Consider the following 14,637-nt stretch of genomic DNA (forward strand, 5'->3'; position numbering starts at 1 on the left):
TGAACGTGCTGGCGATCGTCCCGGGGATCAGCTACTTCGGATCGTAGAGCCGAGAGCGGGCGGTTACATCGGCGATGGGCGCCCGGGGACAGAAATTTGCCGGGTCCAATTCACGTTGGCGTCGCGCGGTCGATCAGCGCACCTTTCGAAATACCCCACCCTGTGAGGTAGCCCGACTCGGCCGATAGGCACGCGCAGCGAACTGAAGCAGTGGCGATCAACCCGCTCCGAAGCGCGGCGGATTTAATGTGGTCAAGGCGTATTTTTTCTGAAAGTGGAAGGCGGGTGAGGTCCATTACTACGGTCCTCCGGCATCCATCGCCATGCACGTTTTGTCCGGGTGAACGTCGTCTCTGTCCATTGAGGGGAACGCGGCTCAGGCTCTAAATTGGCGTCACTAAACCCATCGGGCGCTTGCGAGAAACAAGTTTATCTCGCGCGCCACCCGCCCGAACATACTGCCAGCGGAGCGGTCGGTTCGGGCGGCTCTAGAGGAGACACCGCCATGCCCCATCAGATCACCCTCCGTTTTGAGGACGGAGTGACCCGCTTCATCGAGTGCGAGGAGGGCGAGCGCGTCACCGATGCCGCCATTCGCGCGAGAATCAATATTCCACTCGATTGCCGTGATGGTGTGTGTGGCACCTGCAAAGCGGTCTGCGAGTCCGGCGAATACGTTCTGGGCGACTGCGTGGAAGATGCGCTTAGCCCGGAGGAGGCGAGTGCCCGCAAGGTTCTCACCTGCCAGATGAGCCCACGTTCCGACTGCGTGATCGAGATCGCCACGAACTCCGATGTCTCGGGTACGGGCCCGTCTTCCCACAGCGGACGAATCGTCGCCTGCCAGCGAGCGTCAGACACCACGATTTCGTTCTCGGTCGAGCTCGAGAACCGCGCGGATCTCGGCTTCCTTCCTGGGCAGTATGTCAACATCCAAGTGCCCGGCACCGATCAGACACGGTCCTACTCCTTCAGCTCAGGGCCGTCCGAGCCACACTTGTCCTTCCTGGTGCGCAATGTGCGTCAGGGGGTGATGTCGACCTGGCTCTGTGAAACTGCCAAAGTAGGGGACCCAGTCGAGTTTCGCGGCCCGATGGGGAGCTTCTACCTGCGTCCCATTGAGCGCCCGTTGCTGTTTCTGGCGGGTGGCACCGGCCTCGCGCCGTTCCTCTCGATGCTGGACAAGATCGTCGAGGACGGCGGCAGCCCGTATCCGATCCACATGATCCTGGGTGTGAACAGCGATGAGGATCTGGTTGGCATCGACCGGCTCGAAAGCTATGCGCAGCGCCTGCCGAACTTCACCTATGCCTGCACCGTCTCCAGCGCTGACAGTGCCCATCCCAACAAAGGCTATGTCACCCACCACATCATCGCCTCCCAGCTCAACGGTGGCGATGCGGATGTCTACCTCTGCGGCCCGCCGCCGATGGTTGATGCGGTGCGCAGTTTTCTCTCGTCTGAAGGGCTGACGCCGTGCAATTTCTATTATGAGAAGTTCGCCGGCACTGGCCTGGTGGTCCAGACCGGCGAGGAGCGCATCGCTCCTGTTGATGTCGATGAAGCCTTCGACTTGCGCATGGCTCTCGAACTGGGGGCGGCTCAGCTGACCATGGGCCGGCTGTCCAGCGAGCAATTGATCATCTTCCGCCAGCTCGCCGAGGCGACGGCGCCCTTTGTGTCCGGACGGCGCTTTACCGACGTTCCGCGCTACATCGAGGCAAACCATGCCTTCCACCTGTTCACGATCGAAGCTTCCGGGAACGCCCAGCTGATCGCGCTCTACCGGCAACTGGCCGTGCAGGACTACATCGCTCGCGCGCTGACGGACCAGATCGAGATCGTCGGCGATATCGTCCAGCAGCACCGGGACATTGTTGCCGCCTTCGAACTGGGCGACCTGAACGCGGCGCGGGACGTGATTGCACTGCATGCGCTCCATTCCAAGGCCACGATGAGCCGGGCGCTGGAGCGTGTGGCGATGGGCAAGATGGCACCCGTGGTCCAAGCTCCCCCCTCGCCCCCGTCTGCTGTGCCGCAGGTCTGCCCATTCACGGCCAAGACCCTTCCGGCCTATTCACACGAACTGGACTGGCCCGAGGGGTTGGCGCCATTCAAGGTGGTCGATGACGGCTCGCAAGGCGACCCTTACGAGCACTACCGCTGGATGCGGGAGCATGCGCCGGTACTGCGTTGCCAGTCGGCGACTTCTGATGTGTGGTTCCTCTCGCGCTATGACGATGTCTACCAGGCGATCCGCAACCCGAAGCTGTTTTCCTCCGAGGTCGTCAGCCCGCCGCCGCTGACGTTCCTGACGCTGTTCGATGCACCCGACCATTCGCGGTTACGCAAGGTCGTCCAGCCGTCTTTCCTGCCGCTGGCGCTCGATCCCTTTGTCGAGCAGGTCGAGCAAAGGGCGGAAGATCTGCTCGACGCGATGATTGCGAAAGGCGGCGGTGATGTCGTCAACGATTTCGCCATCCCGCTCAGCATCTCGACCATCTCCACGATGATCGACGTGCCGAACGAGGATGAGGAGAAGATGAAGTTCTGGTCGGACGAGACCTTTAGCTACTTCGGACGCCTCGCCCGCAATGCGCCGGGGACCGGCACCGACGAGCAGAGCGCGCAGGCTTTCTTCGCTTACCTTAAGGAGGCGCTGGAGCGGCTCGCTCTCACCGACAGCCAGTCGATCGCCGGGCATATCGCGCGCATGTGGAAGGACGGGTTGCTGTCGGAAAAGGAAGCGAAGGAGCTGTGCGCCTTCGTCTTTATCGCCGGGCACGACACGACGACTATCCTCGTCGCCAACGCTTTTCGTATGCTCGCCGAACAGCCAGATCTGCTGGGACGTATCCGCGAAAAACCCGCCGACGCTGACCGTTTCGTCGAGGAGGTGGCGCGCTATCGCGGCACCGTCCAGCGCGTGAGCCGCATCACCACCGAGGCGACCACTGTCGCGGGCGTTGATCTGCCCAAGGGCGCGGTGGTGCGATTGCTGCTGTCGGCTGCGAACCGCGACAGCAGCAAGTTTGCCGAGGGCGAGACGTTCGACATCGACCGCGATACCGGCGGCCACCTGGGTTTCGGCAACGGCATGCACAAATGCCTTGGCGCGCCGCTCGCCAAGCTGGAGACGCTGATCGCGACGAAGGCGCTGGCCCGCAAGGTTGGCGCGATTGCGCTTGATCCGGCAAGGCCGATCCAGTATGTGCGGGGCAACAACCTGACCAACTCCGGGCCGGAGCACCTGTTCGTGAAGCTGGGTGGGTTGTCGGCCTGAACCGGACGAGGGGGAAGTCGAATCAATCCGCTTTCCCCTTTTCAGGCGGCAAGGATCGATCGTGGGCCGCAGAGCGGTATTCCGTTGGCCGGAATCCCGTTTGCTTGCGGAAGAAACGACCGAAATAGGCCTCGTCCTGAAAGCCCAGTTCACTGGCGATCTGCTTCACGCTGAGCGTCGAATAGCCGAGCAGCCGCTTGGCCTCGTGGATCGAGCGTGCATCGATCGCCTCGATCGCCGAGACCCCGAAGGTGGCCCGGCAGATGCGGGAGAGCTGGCCGGTTGTCACGCCCATCTCGTCGGCGTAGCTGGCGACGGGCCGCCGCTCACGGCAATGGCGGTCGAGCAGGGCGCGGAACCGCTCGATCCGGGCGGCCATGGTCCGCTGCTCGCAACTGGCTGAAAGCCGGGCGCTCTCGCTGAGGCGCCCGATCTTGACGAACAGGGCGATCGTCAGTGCCGCGCCTGCGGTGAACTGCCAGCGCTCGTGACTCTCCGCCTCGTGCGCGATCGACTGAAACAGGGTGTCCAGAGGTGTGCCGCGCTCGACGTTGGGATCGATCGCCAGCACCGTTGGCGTGCGGATGAATTCCAGCAGCTCGGGCGCTGCCGTCATCGCCAGCGATTCCAGTGCAGACTGCGCGGCCGTGATGACGTGACCGTCGACGTCGCTGCGGAAGTGAAAGCCGTGGACCGAGGACGCTGGCACGACGATCAGGCATGGCGCTTCGACGGCCCAGGTCTTACCGTCGATGAAGGTCTCGCCGCCCCCGGCGGTGACGTAGAGCACCTGGATCAGCGCATCGTGGACGTGCGGCTTGATCTCGAAGTCGAAACGGCCGGCACGCAGGGGAATGGGCTCGTAATGCACCATGTCGACCCAGGATTGGTCGGCTTCCGCGCCATAGAGCGCGAAATGCAGAACGGTCCGGCGACGCTGTGGGTCATGGGCCATGATGCATGTTATGTCCGGTTATATGTCGTCTCTGTCCATTGTTCCATACGCGCTTGAAGCGTTCAATGGCAATGCAAATTTCACGAAGCGTAATCGCATGGAAAATTTCAGGAAGGGTGATAACGACATGGGACAGGAACTTGATAATCGTGCAGCTGCCTCGACTGCATACCCGCTGAACCTGGACGGCAAGGTCTGCGTGGTCACGGGTGCGGGCAGTGGCATTGGCGCCGGCATCGCGCGCGCCTTCGCTAGTGCCGGCGCACAGGTGGCGCTCGTGGATCGGAATCTTGCCGGCGCTGAAGCCGTCGCCGCCGAACTTCGGACGGCCGGTGCGGTGGCGCAGGCGATCGGCTGCGACGTGTCGGACGAAGCTTCGGTTGTCGCAGCGGCTGGCGAGGTTCGCGCAGCGCTCGGGCCGGTCAGCGTGCTCGTCAACAATGCAGGGCTTCTGCGCGCCGGACCTCTGGAGACGGTCCCGATCGAGGACTGGAACCAGGCCATCGCCGTGAACCTCACCGGCTATCTTCTGTGTGCGCGGGCTTTCGGGCGCGACATGCTGGCGGCGGGCAAGGGCAGCATCGTCCACGTTGCCTCGATTGCGGCGCTCAATCCGCAGACCCATAGCGGTTCCTATAGCCCGAGCAAGGCGGGCGTGCTGTTGCTCTCGCGGCAGTTGGCGGCCGAATGGGGCGCACGTGGGGTGCGCAGCAACTGTGTGCTGCCCGGCATGATCCGCACCGCGCTGTCTGCGAAGTTCTACGAGGAGCCCGGCTTCGAGGCACGCCGCGCCGCCGCCACCGCGAGCCGCCGCATCGGCGAGCCGGAGGACCTCGCCGGGCCGGCCCTGTTCCTTGCCTCTGACCTCGCTGCCTATGTCAATGGTGCAGAGGTGCTCGTCGACGGCGGGCTCGATTGCATGCTGATGGACATGGTTCCGCGCCCCGGTTTCAACGCGACCCCGGCCGCTTGAATTCCATCACACCATAACGACAAGGAGAGTGGATATGGCCAAGGAGATCACCTGCGATCTGGTCGTGGTCGGATCGGGTGCTGCGGGACTCGCCACCGCGATCACTGCACGCAAGCGCGGCCTCGATGTCATCGTGCTTGAAAAGGAGCCTGTGTTCGGTGGCACCACCGCGCTGTCGGGCGGGGTCTTGTGGATTCCGCTGAGCCGATATGGTCGACAGCAGAACCCGGCTGACACCGTCGAGCGCGTGCGCCAATACATGACGAGCGAGACGGGCAACAACTACGATGCCGCCGCGGTCCAGTGCTTCATCGAGAACGGACCGGAAATGGTCGAGTTCTTCGAGCGCGAGACCGAGATGAAGTTCGTGCCCACGCTCTATCCGGACTATCACCCGGATGCGCCCGGCGGCGTCGACATCGGCCGCTCGATCCTCGCCGCGCCCTATGACATTCGCGGGCTGGGCAAGGACATGCGCCGCCTCAAGCCGCCGCTCGAGACGATCACCTTCATGGGAATGATGTTCAATTCCTCGAACGCGGACCTCAAGCACTTCTTCCGCGCGACCAAGTCCATTGTTTCGTTCCTCTACGTGGCCCGGCGTCTGGCTACGCATATCAAGGAGCTGGCGCTTTACCGGCGGGGGATCAACGTAACGAGCGGCAACGCGCTCGCCGCGAGGCTCGCGAAATCGGCGCTGGCGATCGACATTCCGATCCTCACCTCGACGCCCGTGAAGGAACTGCTGAGCGAGGACGGCAAGGTGGTCGGTGTGCGCGCGGCCGCTGCGGACGTTGACCTTCGGATCACCGCCCGGCACGGCGTCGTCCTGGCTTGCGGCGGCTTCCCGCACGATCTCAAGCGCATCGCGCAGGTCTATCCGCATGTGAAGCGTGGGGGTGAGCATCTCTCGCCCACGCCCGTCGGCAATACGGGAGACGGGCTGACCATGGCGGAGAAGGTGGGTGGTGCCGTGGAGCTCGGCTTCCCCGATGCGTCGGCCTGGATGCCTGTCTCAAAGGTGCCCTTCGGCAAGGGCCGCACAGGCGTATTCCCGCATCTGCTCGACCGCTACAAGCCCGGCGTGATCGGCGTGCTGCGGAACGGTCAGCGCTTCACCAATGAATCGAACTCCTACCACGATGTTGGCGCGGCCCTAATCCGCGCCTGCGAGGGTCAGCGGGAGACGGCGATGTGGCTGATCTGCGACAAGGTGGCGCTGGGCAAGTATGGACTGGGCTATGCGAAGCCCGCGCCGATGCCGGTGGGGCCGTTGCTACGCAAAGGCTACCTCATCAAGGGCGAGACGATCGGCGAACTGGCGCGCAATTGCGGAATTGTTCCTGATGCGCTTGAGATGACGGTCAATGCCTACAATCTCGATGCCGAGCGCGGAGAGGACCCGGCGTTCCATCGCGGTCGCACATCGTTCAACCGTTATCTCGCCGATCCTGACAACAAGCCCAATCCTTGCGTTGCGCCGATCGCGACCGGCCCCTTCTATGCAGTGAAGGTGGTGATGGGCGATCTGGGCACGTTCGACGGCCTCAGGACTAGCGTCGCCGGCGAGGTGCTGCGCGCCGATGGCAGCCAGATCGAGGGCCTTTACGCGGTCGGCAATGACCGGCGCAGCGTGATGGGCGGCAACTATCCGGGCGCCGGTATCACCCATGGGCCCAATATGACTTTCGGCTATGTCACCGGTAACGCCATCGCCACCAAAGCCATGACCTGCAATGAGAAGGTGCACGCATGAGTACCCACCCAATGTTTCTGGCAAAGCCCGTCGTGGACGTCCGGGTCTACACTATCGCGCTGCGTAAGATGCCCGAGTTTCTCGAGGTGTTTGACGGGCTCGCCATGCCGATCCTGCGCGAGACGCTTGGACATCCGCTCGGCTTTTGGACAAGTCTGGTCGGGCCGCAGAACCAGTTCACCCACCTGTGGGGGTATGACGATCTGGCAGACTACGAACGACGGTGCCTTGCACGCGATACCCATCCGGATTTCCCGGCCTATCTCAAGGCATCGGGCCATCTGATCACAGCACAGGAGACACGGCTCATTCGTGCCGCCGAGCTGGCTAGTGTCGCAGAGTAAGCCGATGCTCGGGAGTTTCTGCTGTTAGTCGACAGCCGAGCGTCGGATCGCGCCGGTCTTTGATAGCCGCAGAGATTGGAACGATAGGGCGTCGGATGCGGTGAGCAGGCGAACAAGCATTGCGGTCCGTTTTCGGCGAGGGGTGCGGTGAGCGGTGTCGACGATCTGGGCAGCACAGTCGACCGTCTTTCCATGGCCGGCTTCCGTCTGACGCGACCGGCCGAGCCCCGACCCGATCGGTCCTTCAGGGCGGTGAGGTAGAGCGCGTCGTGCGAAGCACGACTTGCCTTTTCGTATTGATCTGGTACTGTATATCCGTACAGCCAAACCGGAATGAGTCGACCCGTGACACGTTGCAAGGATCCAGTTCGAGTTCTGCGCATAAGAATCAAGGACAAGCATGCTTCGTCGCTTGCCGGGATGGCGCGGGCTGTGAACTTTGTCTGGAACTATTGCAATGACCTGTCGCTCCAGATCTTTCGCCGCGAGCGGCGCTTTGCCTCTGGCATTGAGCTCCAGCGTTATCTGAACGGGGCCTCGAAAGAAGGCCTGGCGGTCGGCTCGGCCGTGTTTCAGCAGATCGCCGAAGAGTATGCGACGCGCCGCAAACAGCACCGCAAGTTAAAGCTTCGATGGCGTCGCCCGGCCGGCGCGCGACGCTCGCTGGGATGGATTCCATTCAAAGCCCGCTCGGTTGTATGGCGCCATGGTCAGGCCCACTTTCAGGGCCTGCATGTTGGCGTCTGGGACAGCTATGGCCTGGCCGGCTATGAGTTCGGCGCCGGTTGCATCTCCGAGGACAGCCGCGGCCGCTGGTATCTGAACGTGACGGTCAAGGTGAAGTCTGCCCGGCCCAATGAAGCCAACCCGGATCTGGGAATCGACCTCGGGCTCAAGACCTTTGCCGGCTTCTCGGACGAACGTCTTCCCAATGTCGACGCGCAGCGCTTCTACCGCGACCTCGAACCCGCGCTCGCCACTGCCCAGCGAGCACGCAGGAAGAGCCGGGTGAAGGCGATCCACGCCCGGATCGCGAACCGCAGGAAGGACTTTCTGCATCAACCCAGCAGCCGGCTCGCTCGCGAGTACGGTGCAATCTTTGTCGGCAACGTGAATGCTTCGGCCCTCGCGAAAGGACAGCACAGCAAGTCTGTGCTCGACGCGGGCTGGTCGACGTTCCGGACCATGCTTCGGTACAAGTGCGATGACGCAGGCGTATGGTTCGATGAGGTCGATGAAGCGTTTTCTACCCAGACCTGTTCGTGCTGCGCGAGCCGCACGGGGCCGAAAGGTGTCGCAGGTCCTGGAATAAGAGAATGGAAATGCATCCATTGTGAAACGACACATGATCGTGATCGCAATGCTGCCCGCAACATTCTCGCGGTCGGACGTGACCGCCTCGCAGGAGGAATCCCCGCCCTTTCCGCGCAAGCGGCAGTCGGTCACGACTGAGGGCGGGGAGATGGTATGAACACCTCCCTCCCCTCGGGGAAGTGCCAGGGCCGAAAGGGGCTCTCGCTTGACCGATGGCATCGATGTGCCAAAGTGAAAGTTCCACGAGTCACTTGAGGTAAGGAGAGCCCAAATGAATGCTACGACATATGGTCTGGATATCGCAAAGGCCGTGTTTCAAATGTACTGGGTAGATGGACAAAGTGGCGAGATCTGTAGTCGAAAATTCCGTCGTGAACAGCTGATCCGGTTTCTCGCAACCCGGGCACCAGGAAAGGTGGCGCTGGAGGCATGCGGAGGGGCGCACTGGTGGGCGCGAAAAATCCAGAGTCTCGGACATCAGGTGGTGTTGTTGCATGCGAAATACGTGCGTCCGTTCGTCAAAACCAACAAGACGGATGCGGCAGACGCCCAGGCGATCTGGACGGCGGCCCAGCAACCCGGGATGCGAACTGTGGCGATCAAGAGCGTAGACCAGCAAGCCATCCTGAGCCTGCACCGCATCCGGTCGGGCCTGGTGGCGACACGAACCCGCGAAACCAATCAGATTCGCGGGTTGCTTGCGGAATATGGACTGTACTTCCGATATGGCCGCAAGGCGCTCATGAATGAGCTCAAGGCACGTATGGCCGAGATAGAAGAGGTCGTGCCGCAGCTTGTCTGGCGGGCGTTGTTGCGTCAGCTCGAACAGCTCCAGCAGGTCGAGCAGGGGATTGACGAAGCCGAGCGGGAAAATCTGCAGTGGCTGAAATCCAGTCCCCAGGCAAAAACGCTCGATGACATAGCCGGCGTGGGTCCATTGACAGCCACAGCCACTGTTGCGGTCATGGGCTCGCCAAAGGCATTTCGCTCCGGACGCGCATTTGCGGCGAGTATCGGCCTGGTACCCCGTCAGAGTGGGACTGGGGGCAACGTCAGACTCGGCGGCATCAGCAAAAGGGGTGACCCCTATCTGAGACAGCTATTGATCCATGGCGCGCGAATGGTCGTGACCCATTCCAAACAACGTCCCCAGTGGGTAGAAGCGTTGCTGAAACGGCGTCCGGTCAATGTGGTGGTGGTCGCGTTGGCCAACAAGATGGCACGAACGGCGTGGGCGTTGCTCGCGCATAACCGGTCTTATGAGCGGGAATTTGTGAGCGAGCGACCAGCCGTCGCGGTATAGATTGAAACGATGAGTCTTTGAACACAGGAGTTGCGCAGAGCAAGGGTAACGTGTGATGGCAAACCAGGTCGGACCGTGGAAACGCAAACCTGATGACGTCCATGGGCGTGAAGCCCGCCGTGGGAGATGAGGTCGTTTCCAGCAGATTCCATCAAGGCCAGCGGGCACCGTCTCGCAATGAAGGTCGGATATAAGACTGCAACCGCTTCTGCTAGCCAAAACATCAACCCCCTGCCTTGCGGAACGGGAGGTGTTCATATAAGGACGTCAAGATCGGTATTCCACTCGACGCACTGGACACTGTTCCTCACGCGGATCGCCTGCTTCTCGCGCTTGCGCTTCTCGTAGTCAGGCTGTCCGTTCAGGCAGTCCACCTCGATTTCGACACGCTGGGGCGTACCCGTCAGAACGAAGTCGGGGAGGATGTGGTCGGCATTTGGCGACAGTGGCTTTTCAAACGCGCGGCGCTCGCGTCAGTCTGTTTGCGATCGCAACCTCGAACGAGGAGTCGCACGGCAGGAAGGTGGCAGAGCATCAGGCACATGTCGACCACGCGGGCGTAGCCCTTTTTCAACTCGAGCAGCATCAGCGCCACAACGCGCGCCTGTTTGTTTCCGATGGCTGCGTGGGCGGACCGGTAGGACGTCACTATTTTGTCCAGCAGCCGGTTGTCGATGTAATAGCGACGGCGACTCTGACGCAGGGTGATGGCGTGCCCGTACTTCGACGCGGTTATTTCGTTGATCTCGCCGAGCACCAGCCCGCGGCGGGATGGTGCTGCCTCGCCGCCGGGCGCAAGTGCGGCGATGAACTGGTGCAGTTCGTCGTTGATCGATCGAGCCTGCGCCTCTTCGAACCGGCGCATCACGTGCAGCACGCGCTCAGCCGGCTGTCCATTGATCGGACCGTCTCCAACCGCGTCCAGGAGCACGGCGTTGCGAAAGCCCCAGTGCCGGCTTTCTACGGTTCTGGCCAGATGTTCAGGCTCGCTTCGCGCCAAGAAACTGCAGGAACGCAAGCAACGAAGCGGATCTCCTCGATGTGCGCTCGCCTGCCGTTTCGGGTCGGGCGGACGCGGTGGGCCCGGTCGGATCAGCTGCGGGGGCAAATACGACATCAAGGCGCGTGTTGAGGCCCGTGGCAGTTTGCCGGATTGCGGCGTGCGGCGACGTTGCCCGGGTCACGGTCGTCGTGCCGTCCTTGAAGAACGGACAGGCCTTCGCGTGGCGGTGGCCATCGTCCGGCCAGCCTGCGAGGTGGTAGATCGAGCCGTAGCGCCGGATCACCAGGCGCAGCGGCTTGTTGCGCTGGGCGCATTTGCACTCTGCCCAGCCGGGCGTCTTGCGCGCAAGTTCGAGCGCATGCACATACCTGGCCGAAAATTCTAGCACTTCTTGCAGGGGATACGTGCGGCTGCCGAATGCATCGCAGATCTCCGACATGGCGAGTTTGGGCGAGAGTGGATCGAACCATTATCGGGACGCGTCGGCGGATAGAACCGGGAAGAGCTGCGAAATTGAGCGTCATTCGGGGCCGGAAGATCTTCATTGCAAAAGAAACTGGCAGTGCCCCGGAAGTAGGCGCGCCGGGAATAGTCGTTTCGGCACAAGGCAGTAGGAATTGTTATCCACATCCTTACGCACACAAACTGTGGATAACTCACGGTGGTGCCGCAGGCCATTGCCTCGAAAAGGCCTTTGTATTGGCGATCTTTCCATGGGAGCGCAAGGTTATGCCGACGTATTCTGCGATTTACCACCCGCGATCCGTCGCATCGACTCGGCCGCCTGGCGGCTATTTTTTTGTACCTCCTTGGCTAAGCGTAGGTCAGGGCTTCGCTTTCCTGCGCTCTCACGCGTTTCGCCCAGTTCCCTCGCATCCCCTCCGGGTTCGCATCGCGCGACGCGGAAAATCCACTTTATCTGTGACCGATCCATGCCCGCTTGACGGCAGGCTGGCCTTCGGCCAATCCATTTTGGAGCTTCAACCATGAACGCAAATGAAAAAATGCTCACCAGCGCGCTGGCACCGCAAGCGATTTCTGTCGAACAACTGGCGAAGAAATACGCCAAGGGAGACGAAACGACGATCACGGACGTTCGCCTCCGGGTCGCCCGTGCCCTCGCGGCGAATGAGCCGCAGGAAATCCGTTCCGAGATGGAAGCCCGCTTCCTTGATACCATGGAAAGTGGCTTCGTGCCGGCGGGTCGCATCAACTCGGCTGCGGGCACCGACATTCAGGCGACACTCATCAATTGCTTCGTTCAACCGGTCGGCGACGCAGTCAATGCCGAGAGCTGCGGCAAAGTCGGCATCTACACCGCGCTTGCTGAAGCTGCTGAAACGATGCGTCGGGGCGGTGGAGTCGGTTACGATTTCTCAGCGATCCGTCCGAAAAACGCCTACGTGAAGGGTACGCACTCCCGTGCGTCGGGTCCGCTGTCTTTCATGGACGTCTTTGATGCGTCGTGCACGACCGTGGAGTCTGCCGGTGCCCGTCGTGGTGCCCAGATGGGCGCGCTCCGCTGCGATCACCCAGACATCGAAGCCTTCATTAACGGCAAGCGCACCAAAGGGAAGTTGAACAATTTCAACATCTCGGTCGGTGTGACGGACGCGTTCATGCAGGCCGTCGAAGATGATCGGGAGGTGGAGCTCGTGCACGTCGCGGCGCCGCACCCGGATCTTGAGGGCACGTACCTGAGAGACGACGGAAAGTACGTCTATCGTAAGGTTCGAGCCCGTGATCTGTGGGAGCAGATCATGAAGTCGACCTACGACCACGCGGAACCGGGCGTACTGTTCATCGATCGGATGAACGAAGAGAACAATCTGCATTACGTAGAAGTTATCAGCGCGACAAATCCGTGCGGCGAGCAACCGTTGCCGGACTATGGTTGCTGCTGCCTGGGTTCGGGTAACCTGACGAAGTTCGTGGTCTCGCCGTTTGCAGACGATGCCCGATTCGATATGGCGGGTTTCGTGTCGATGGTCAAGACCAGCATCCGCATGCTCGACAACGTGCTTGATGTGTCCTACTGGCCGCTCGAAAAGCAGCACGAGGAGGCCCTTGCCAAGCGTCGTATCGGTCTGGGCTTTCTCGGTCTGGGCGACGCGCTGGTGATGCTGCGCGTACCGTACAACTCGCCGCGCGCGAGAGAGTGGGCGGTGACGATCTCGGAAGCCATGCGTGATGCGGCTTACGAGGCGTCCATCGAGTTGGCCCGCGAGAAGGGCGCTTTCCCGTTGCTGGATGCGGAAAAGTACCTTCAAAGCGGTTTCGCTTCTCGCCTGCCGGCGCACATCAAGGCGGGTATCCGCGAACACGGTATTCGCAATTCGCATCTGTTGTCGATCGCGCCGACCGGCACTATTACGCTTGTGTTCGCGGACAACGCGTCGAACGGTATCGAGCCTGCCTTCGGGTGGGGTTACAACCGCAAGGTGCGTCAGGACGACGGCACGACGAAGTCGCAGGTGGTCTATGACCATGCGCTGCGCGTCTATCACGAGCAACTCGGCCTCGGTCAGGTGCTGGCGAACGACGACGGATCGATTGAGTTCAGGGATTTGCCTGACTACTTCGTCCACGCACGCGAGATCAGCGCGACCGAGCACGTACAGATGCTCGAAGCGGTGCAGCCGTTCATCGACACGTCCATCAGCAAGACCGTGAATGTCGCCGAAGACTATCCGTACGACGAGTTCAAAGACTTGTACCGCGATGCGTGGAAGGCGGGACTCAAGGGCCTGGCGACGTATCGCCCGAACGACACGTTGGGTTCCGTCCTCTCTGACGCGACAGCCGTCGCAACGGTTGCGACCGTCTCCGTCGTGGCCGACGACGATCCTCTCGTCAAGCGCTTTCAGGCCCGTCCGGAAGGAGATCTTGAGTCGATCACCTCGAAGATCGAATACACCAACCTGGAAGGCAAGCAGAGCGCCTACCTCTCGATCAGCTTCATGACCGTCAAGGGCATCATCGACGGAATGGAAGTCGAGATCGAGCGTCCGGTTGAGTTCTTCATGCCAGCCGGTCAGCGTACGGAAGGTCAGCAGTGGATCACGGCCTCCATGCGGCTGTTGTCGATGGTTGCGCGGTCAGGCGGATCGATCGCGAAAGCGCTCGCCAACCTGCGTGAGACCGTGTGGGATAAAGGCCCGGTTCGTTGCGGTCACATAATCCGGGAGGATGGTGTGCAGATTCCGCGTCATCACGATTCGGAGGTCGCTGCGCTGGCGCATGCGCTTCAGCGCATGCTCGCGAAGCGTGGCTTCCTGGATGCCGATGGGAATCAGGTGCCCGTGCGCGTGCTGTCGCAGGCCTATGCCAGGCGCGTTGGTGTGAGCACGGAATTCGTGGAGAGGAACGACGTGCAGATCGAAACGAGCAAGCCCTTTTACGGCAATGGCCTTGGCAAAAATTGCCCCACCTGTGGCGCGCACGAAATGCACAAGATCGATGGTTGCCTGAAGTGTCTGCATTGCGGCGAAGTCGGTAGCTGCGGCTAACCGGTTGCTCCTCGCGATAGCGATGTTGCGAGGGGTGGCAGAGGCCCTGAACCGGCTCTGGTCTGGATCTCTCCAATCCCTGTCGCCTCTGCTGGCGGGATTGGCCCCCGGGTATCGAAAAACGCCGCCTTCTTTCCTTACCCCAAACCCGACAATGTCGGGTTTTTCTTCGTCCCCAAAAAACGCCTTATTTTAAT

The 14,637-nt window shown here is 61.5% G+C and carries 10 protein-coding genes; 7 read left to right on the plus strand and 3 right to left on the minus strand.

The window, feature by feature from the left end; genetic code table 11:
* Nucleotides 1-505 precede the first annotated feature (505 nt).
* Nucleotides 506-3,283 carry a benzoate 1,2-dioxygenase electron transfer component BenC gene (gene benC, locus HF916_RS11000; protein ID WP_168788821.1) on the plus strand — a complete coding sequence of 926 codons (2,778 nt, stop codon included), beginning with the start codon at nucleotides 506-508 and terminating at the stop codon, nucleotides 3,281-3,283.
* Between the two features lie 22 nt (nucleotides 3,284-3,305).
* Here the strand turns inward: benC and HF916_RS11005 are convergent, their stop codons facing one another.
* Complete coding sequence (locus tag HF916_RS11005) at nucleotides 3,306-4,238, minus strand: helix-turn-helix domain-containing protein (RefSeq protein WP_168788822.1); 933 nt, start codon at nucleotides 4,236-4,238, stop codon at nucleotides 3,306-3,308.
* A gap of 127 nt (nucleotides 4,239-4,365) precedes the next feature.
* Between HF916_RS11005 and HF916_RS11010 the strand changes: the two genes are divergently transcribed.
* The 5 genes from HF916_RS11010 to HF916_RS11030 all read left to right on the plus strand — a co-directional run bounded on the left by HF916_RS11010 (nucleotide 4,366) and on the right by HF916_RS11030 (nucleotide 9,928).
* Nucleotides 4,366-5,211 (plus strand): SDR family NAD(P)-dependent oxidoreductase, encoded by an 846-nt coding sequence (locus HF916_RS11010; RefSeq protein WP_168789107.1) that lies wholly within the window; start codon nucleotides 4,366-4,368, stop codon nucleotides 5,209-5,211.
* Nucleotides 5,212-5,245: 34 nt separating this feature from the next.
* The gene (locus HF916_RS11015; protein ID WP_168788823.1) at nucleotides 5,246-6,967 is read left to right on the plus strand and encodes an FAD-dependent oxidoreductase; all 1,722 of its coding nucleotides are present in this window, start codon (nucleotides 5,246-5,248) and stop codon (nucleotides 6,965-6,967) included.
* Complete coding sequence (locus tag HF916_RS11020) at nucleotides 6,964-7,311, plus strand: NIPSNAP family protein (RefSeq protein ID WP_168788824.1); 348 nt, start codon at nucleotides 6,964-6,966, stop codon at nucleotides 7,309-7,311. The genes HF916_RS11015 and HF916_RS11020 overlap by 4 nt, the downstream gene beginning before the upstream one ends.
* 432 nt (nucleotides 7,312-7,743) lie before the next feature.
* Nucleotides 7,744-8,763, plus strand: coding sequence for an RNA-guided endonuclease InsQ/TnpB family protein (locus tag HF916_RS11025; RefSeq protein ID WP_240975240.1), 1,020 nt, complete (start codon nucleotides 7,744-7,746; stop codon nucleotides 8,761-8,763).
* A 133-nt stretch (nucleotides 8,764-8,896) separates the two neighbouring features.
* Nucleotides 8,897-9,928: an IS110 family transposase gene (locus HF916_RS11030; protein WP_168787386.1), complete on the plus strand. Its 1,032-nt coding sequence runs from the start codon at nucleotides 8,897-8,899 to the stop codon at nucleotides 9,926-9,928.
* Between the two features lie 403 nt (nucleotides 9,929-10,331).
* Here HF916_RS11030 and HF916_RS51460 read toward each other — a convergent pair whose 3' ends face one another.
* Entirely contained in the window at nucleotides 10,332-10,928 is a 597-nt protein-coding gene (locus HF916_RS51460) for a DUF1173 family protein (protein ID WP_168788826.1), read from the minus strand.
* The gene (locus HF916_RS51465; RefSeq protein WP_168788827.1) at nucleotides 10,909-11,295 is read right to left on the minus strand and encodes a DUF1173 family protein; all 387 of its coding nucleotides are present in this window, start codon (nucleotides 11,293-11,295) and stop codon (nucleotides 10,909-10,911) included. Before HF916_RS51465 ends, HF916_RS51460 begins: the two co-directional genes overlap by 20 nt.
* A gap of 622 nt (nucleotides 11,296-11,917) precedes the next feature.
* Here HF916_RS51465 and HF916_RS11045 point away from each other — a divergent pair.
* Nucleotides 11,918-14,440, plus strand: coding sequence for an adenosylcobalamin-dependent ribonucleoside-diphosphate reductase (locus tag HF916_RS11045; RefSeq protein WP_168788828.1), 2,523 nt, complete (start codon nucleotides 11,918-11,920; stop codon nucleotides 14,438-14,440).
* Nucleotides 14,441-14,637 lie beyond the last annotated feature (197 nt).

Origin of the sequence: Paraburkholderia aromaticivorans, assembly GCF_012689525.1 — a bacterium.
Taxonomy (GTDB): domain Bacteria; phylum Pseudomonadota; class Gammaproteobacteria; order Burkholderiales; family Burkholderiaceae; genus Paraburkholderia; species Paraburkholderia aromaticivorans_A.

Bases quoted from the DNA above. Each gene is read 5' to 3' on its own strand.
- HF916_RS11030 (WP_168787386.1), top strand. From the start codon at position 8,897: ATGAATGCTACGACATATGGTCTGGATATCGCAAAGGCCGTGTTTCAA.
- HF916_RS11010 (WP_168789107.1), top strand. From the start codon at position 4,366: ATGGGACAGGAACTTGATAATCGTGCAGCTGCCTCGACTGCATACCCG.
- HF916_RS11005 (WP_168788822.1), bottom strand. From the start codon at position 4,238: ATGGCCCATGACCCACAGCGTCGCCGGACCGTTCTGCATTTCGCGCTC.
- HF916_RS11020 (WP_168788824.1), top strand. From the start codon at position 6,964: ATGAGTACCCACCCAATGTTTCTGGCAAAGCCCGTCGTGGACGTCCGG.
- benC (WP_168788821.1), top strand. From the start codon at position 506: ATGCCCCATCAGATCACCCTCCGTTTTGAGGACGGAGTGACCCGCTTC.
- HF916_RS11045 (WP_168788828.1), top strand. From the start codon at position 11,918: ATGAACGCAAATGAAAAAATGCTCACCAGCGCGCTGGCACCGCAAGCG.
- HF916_RS11015 (WP_168788823.1), top strand. From the start codon at position 5,246: ATGGCCAAGGAGATCACCTGCGATCTGGTCGTGGTCGGATCGGGTGCT.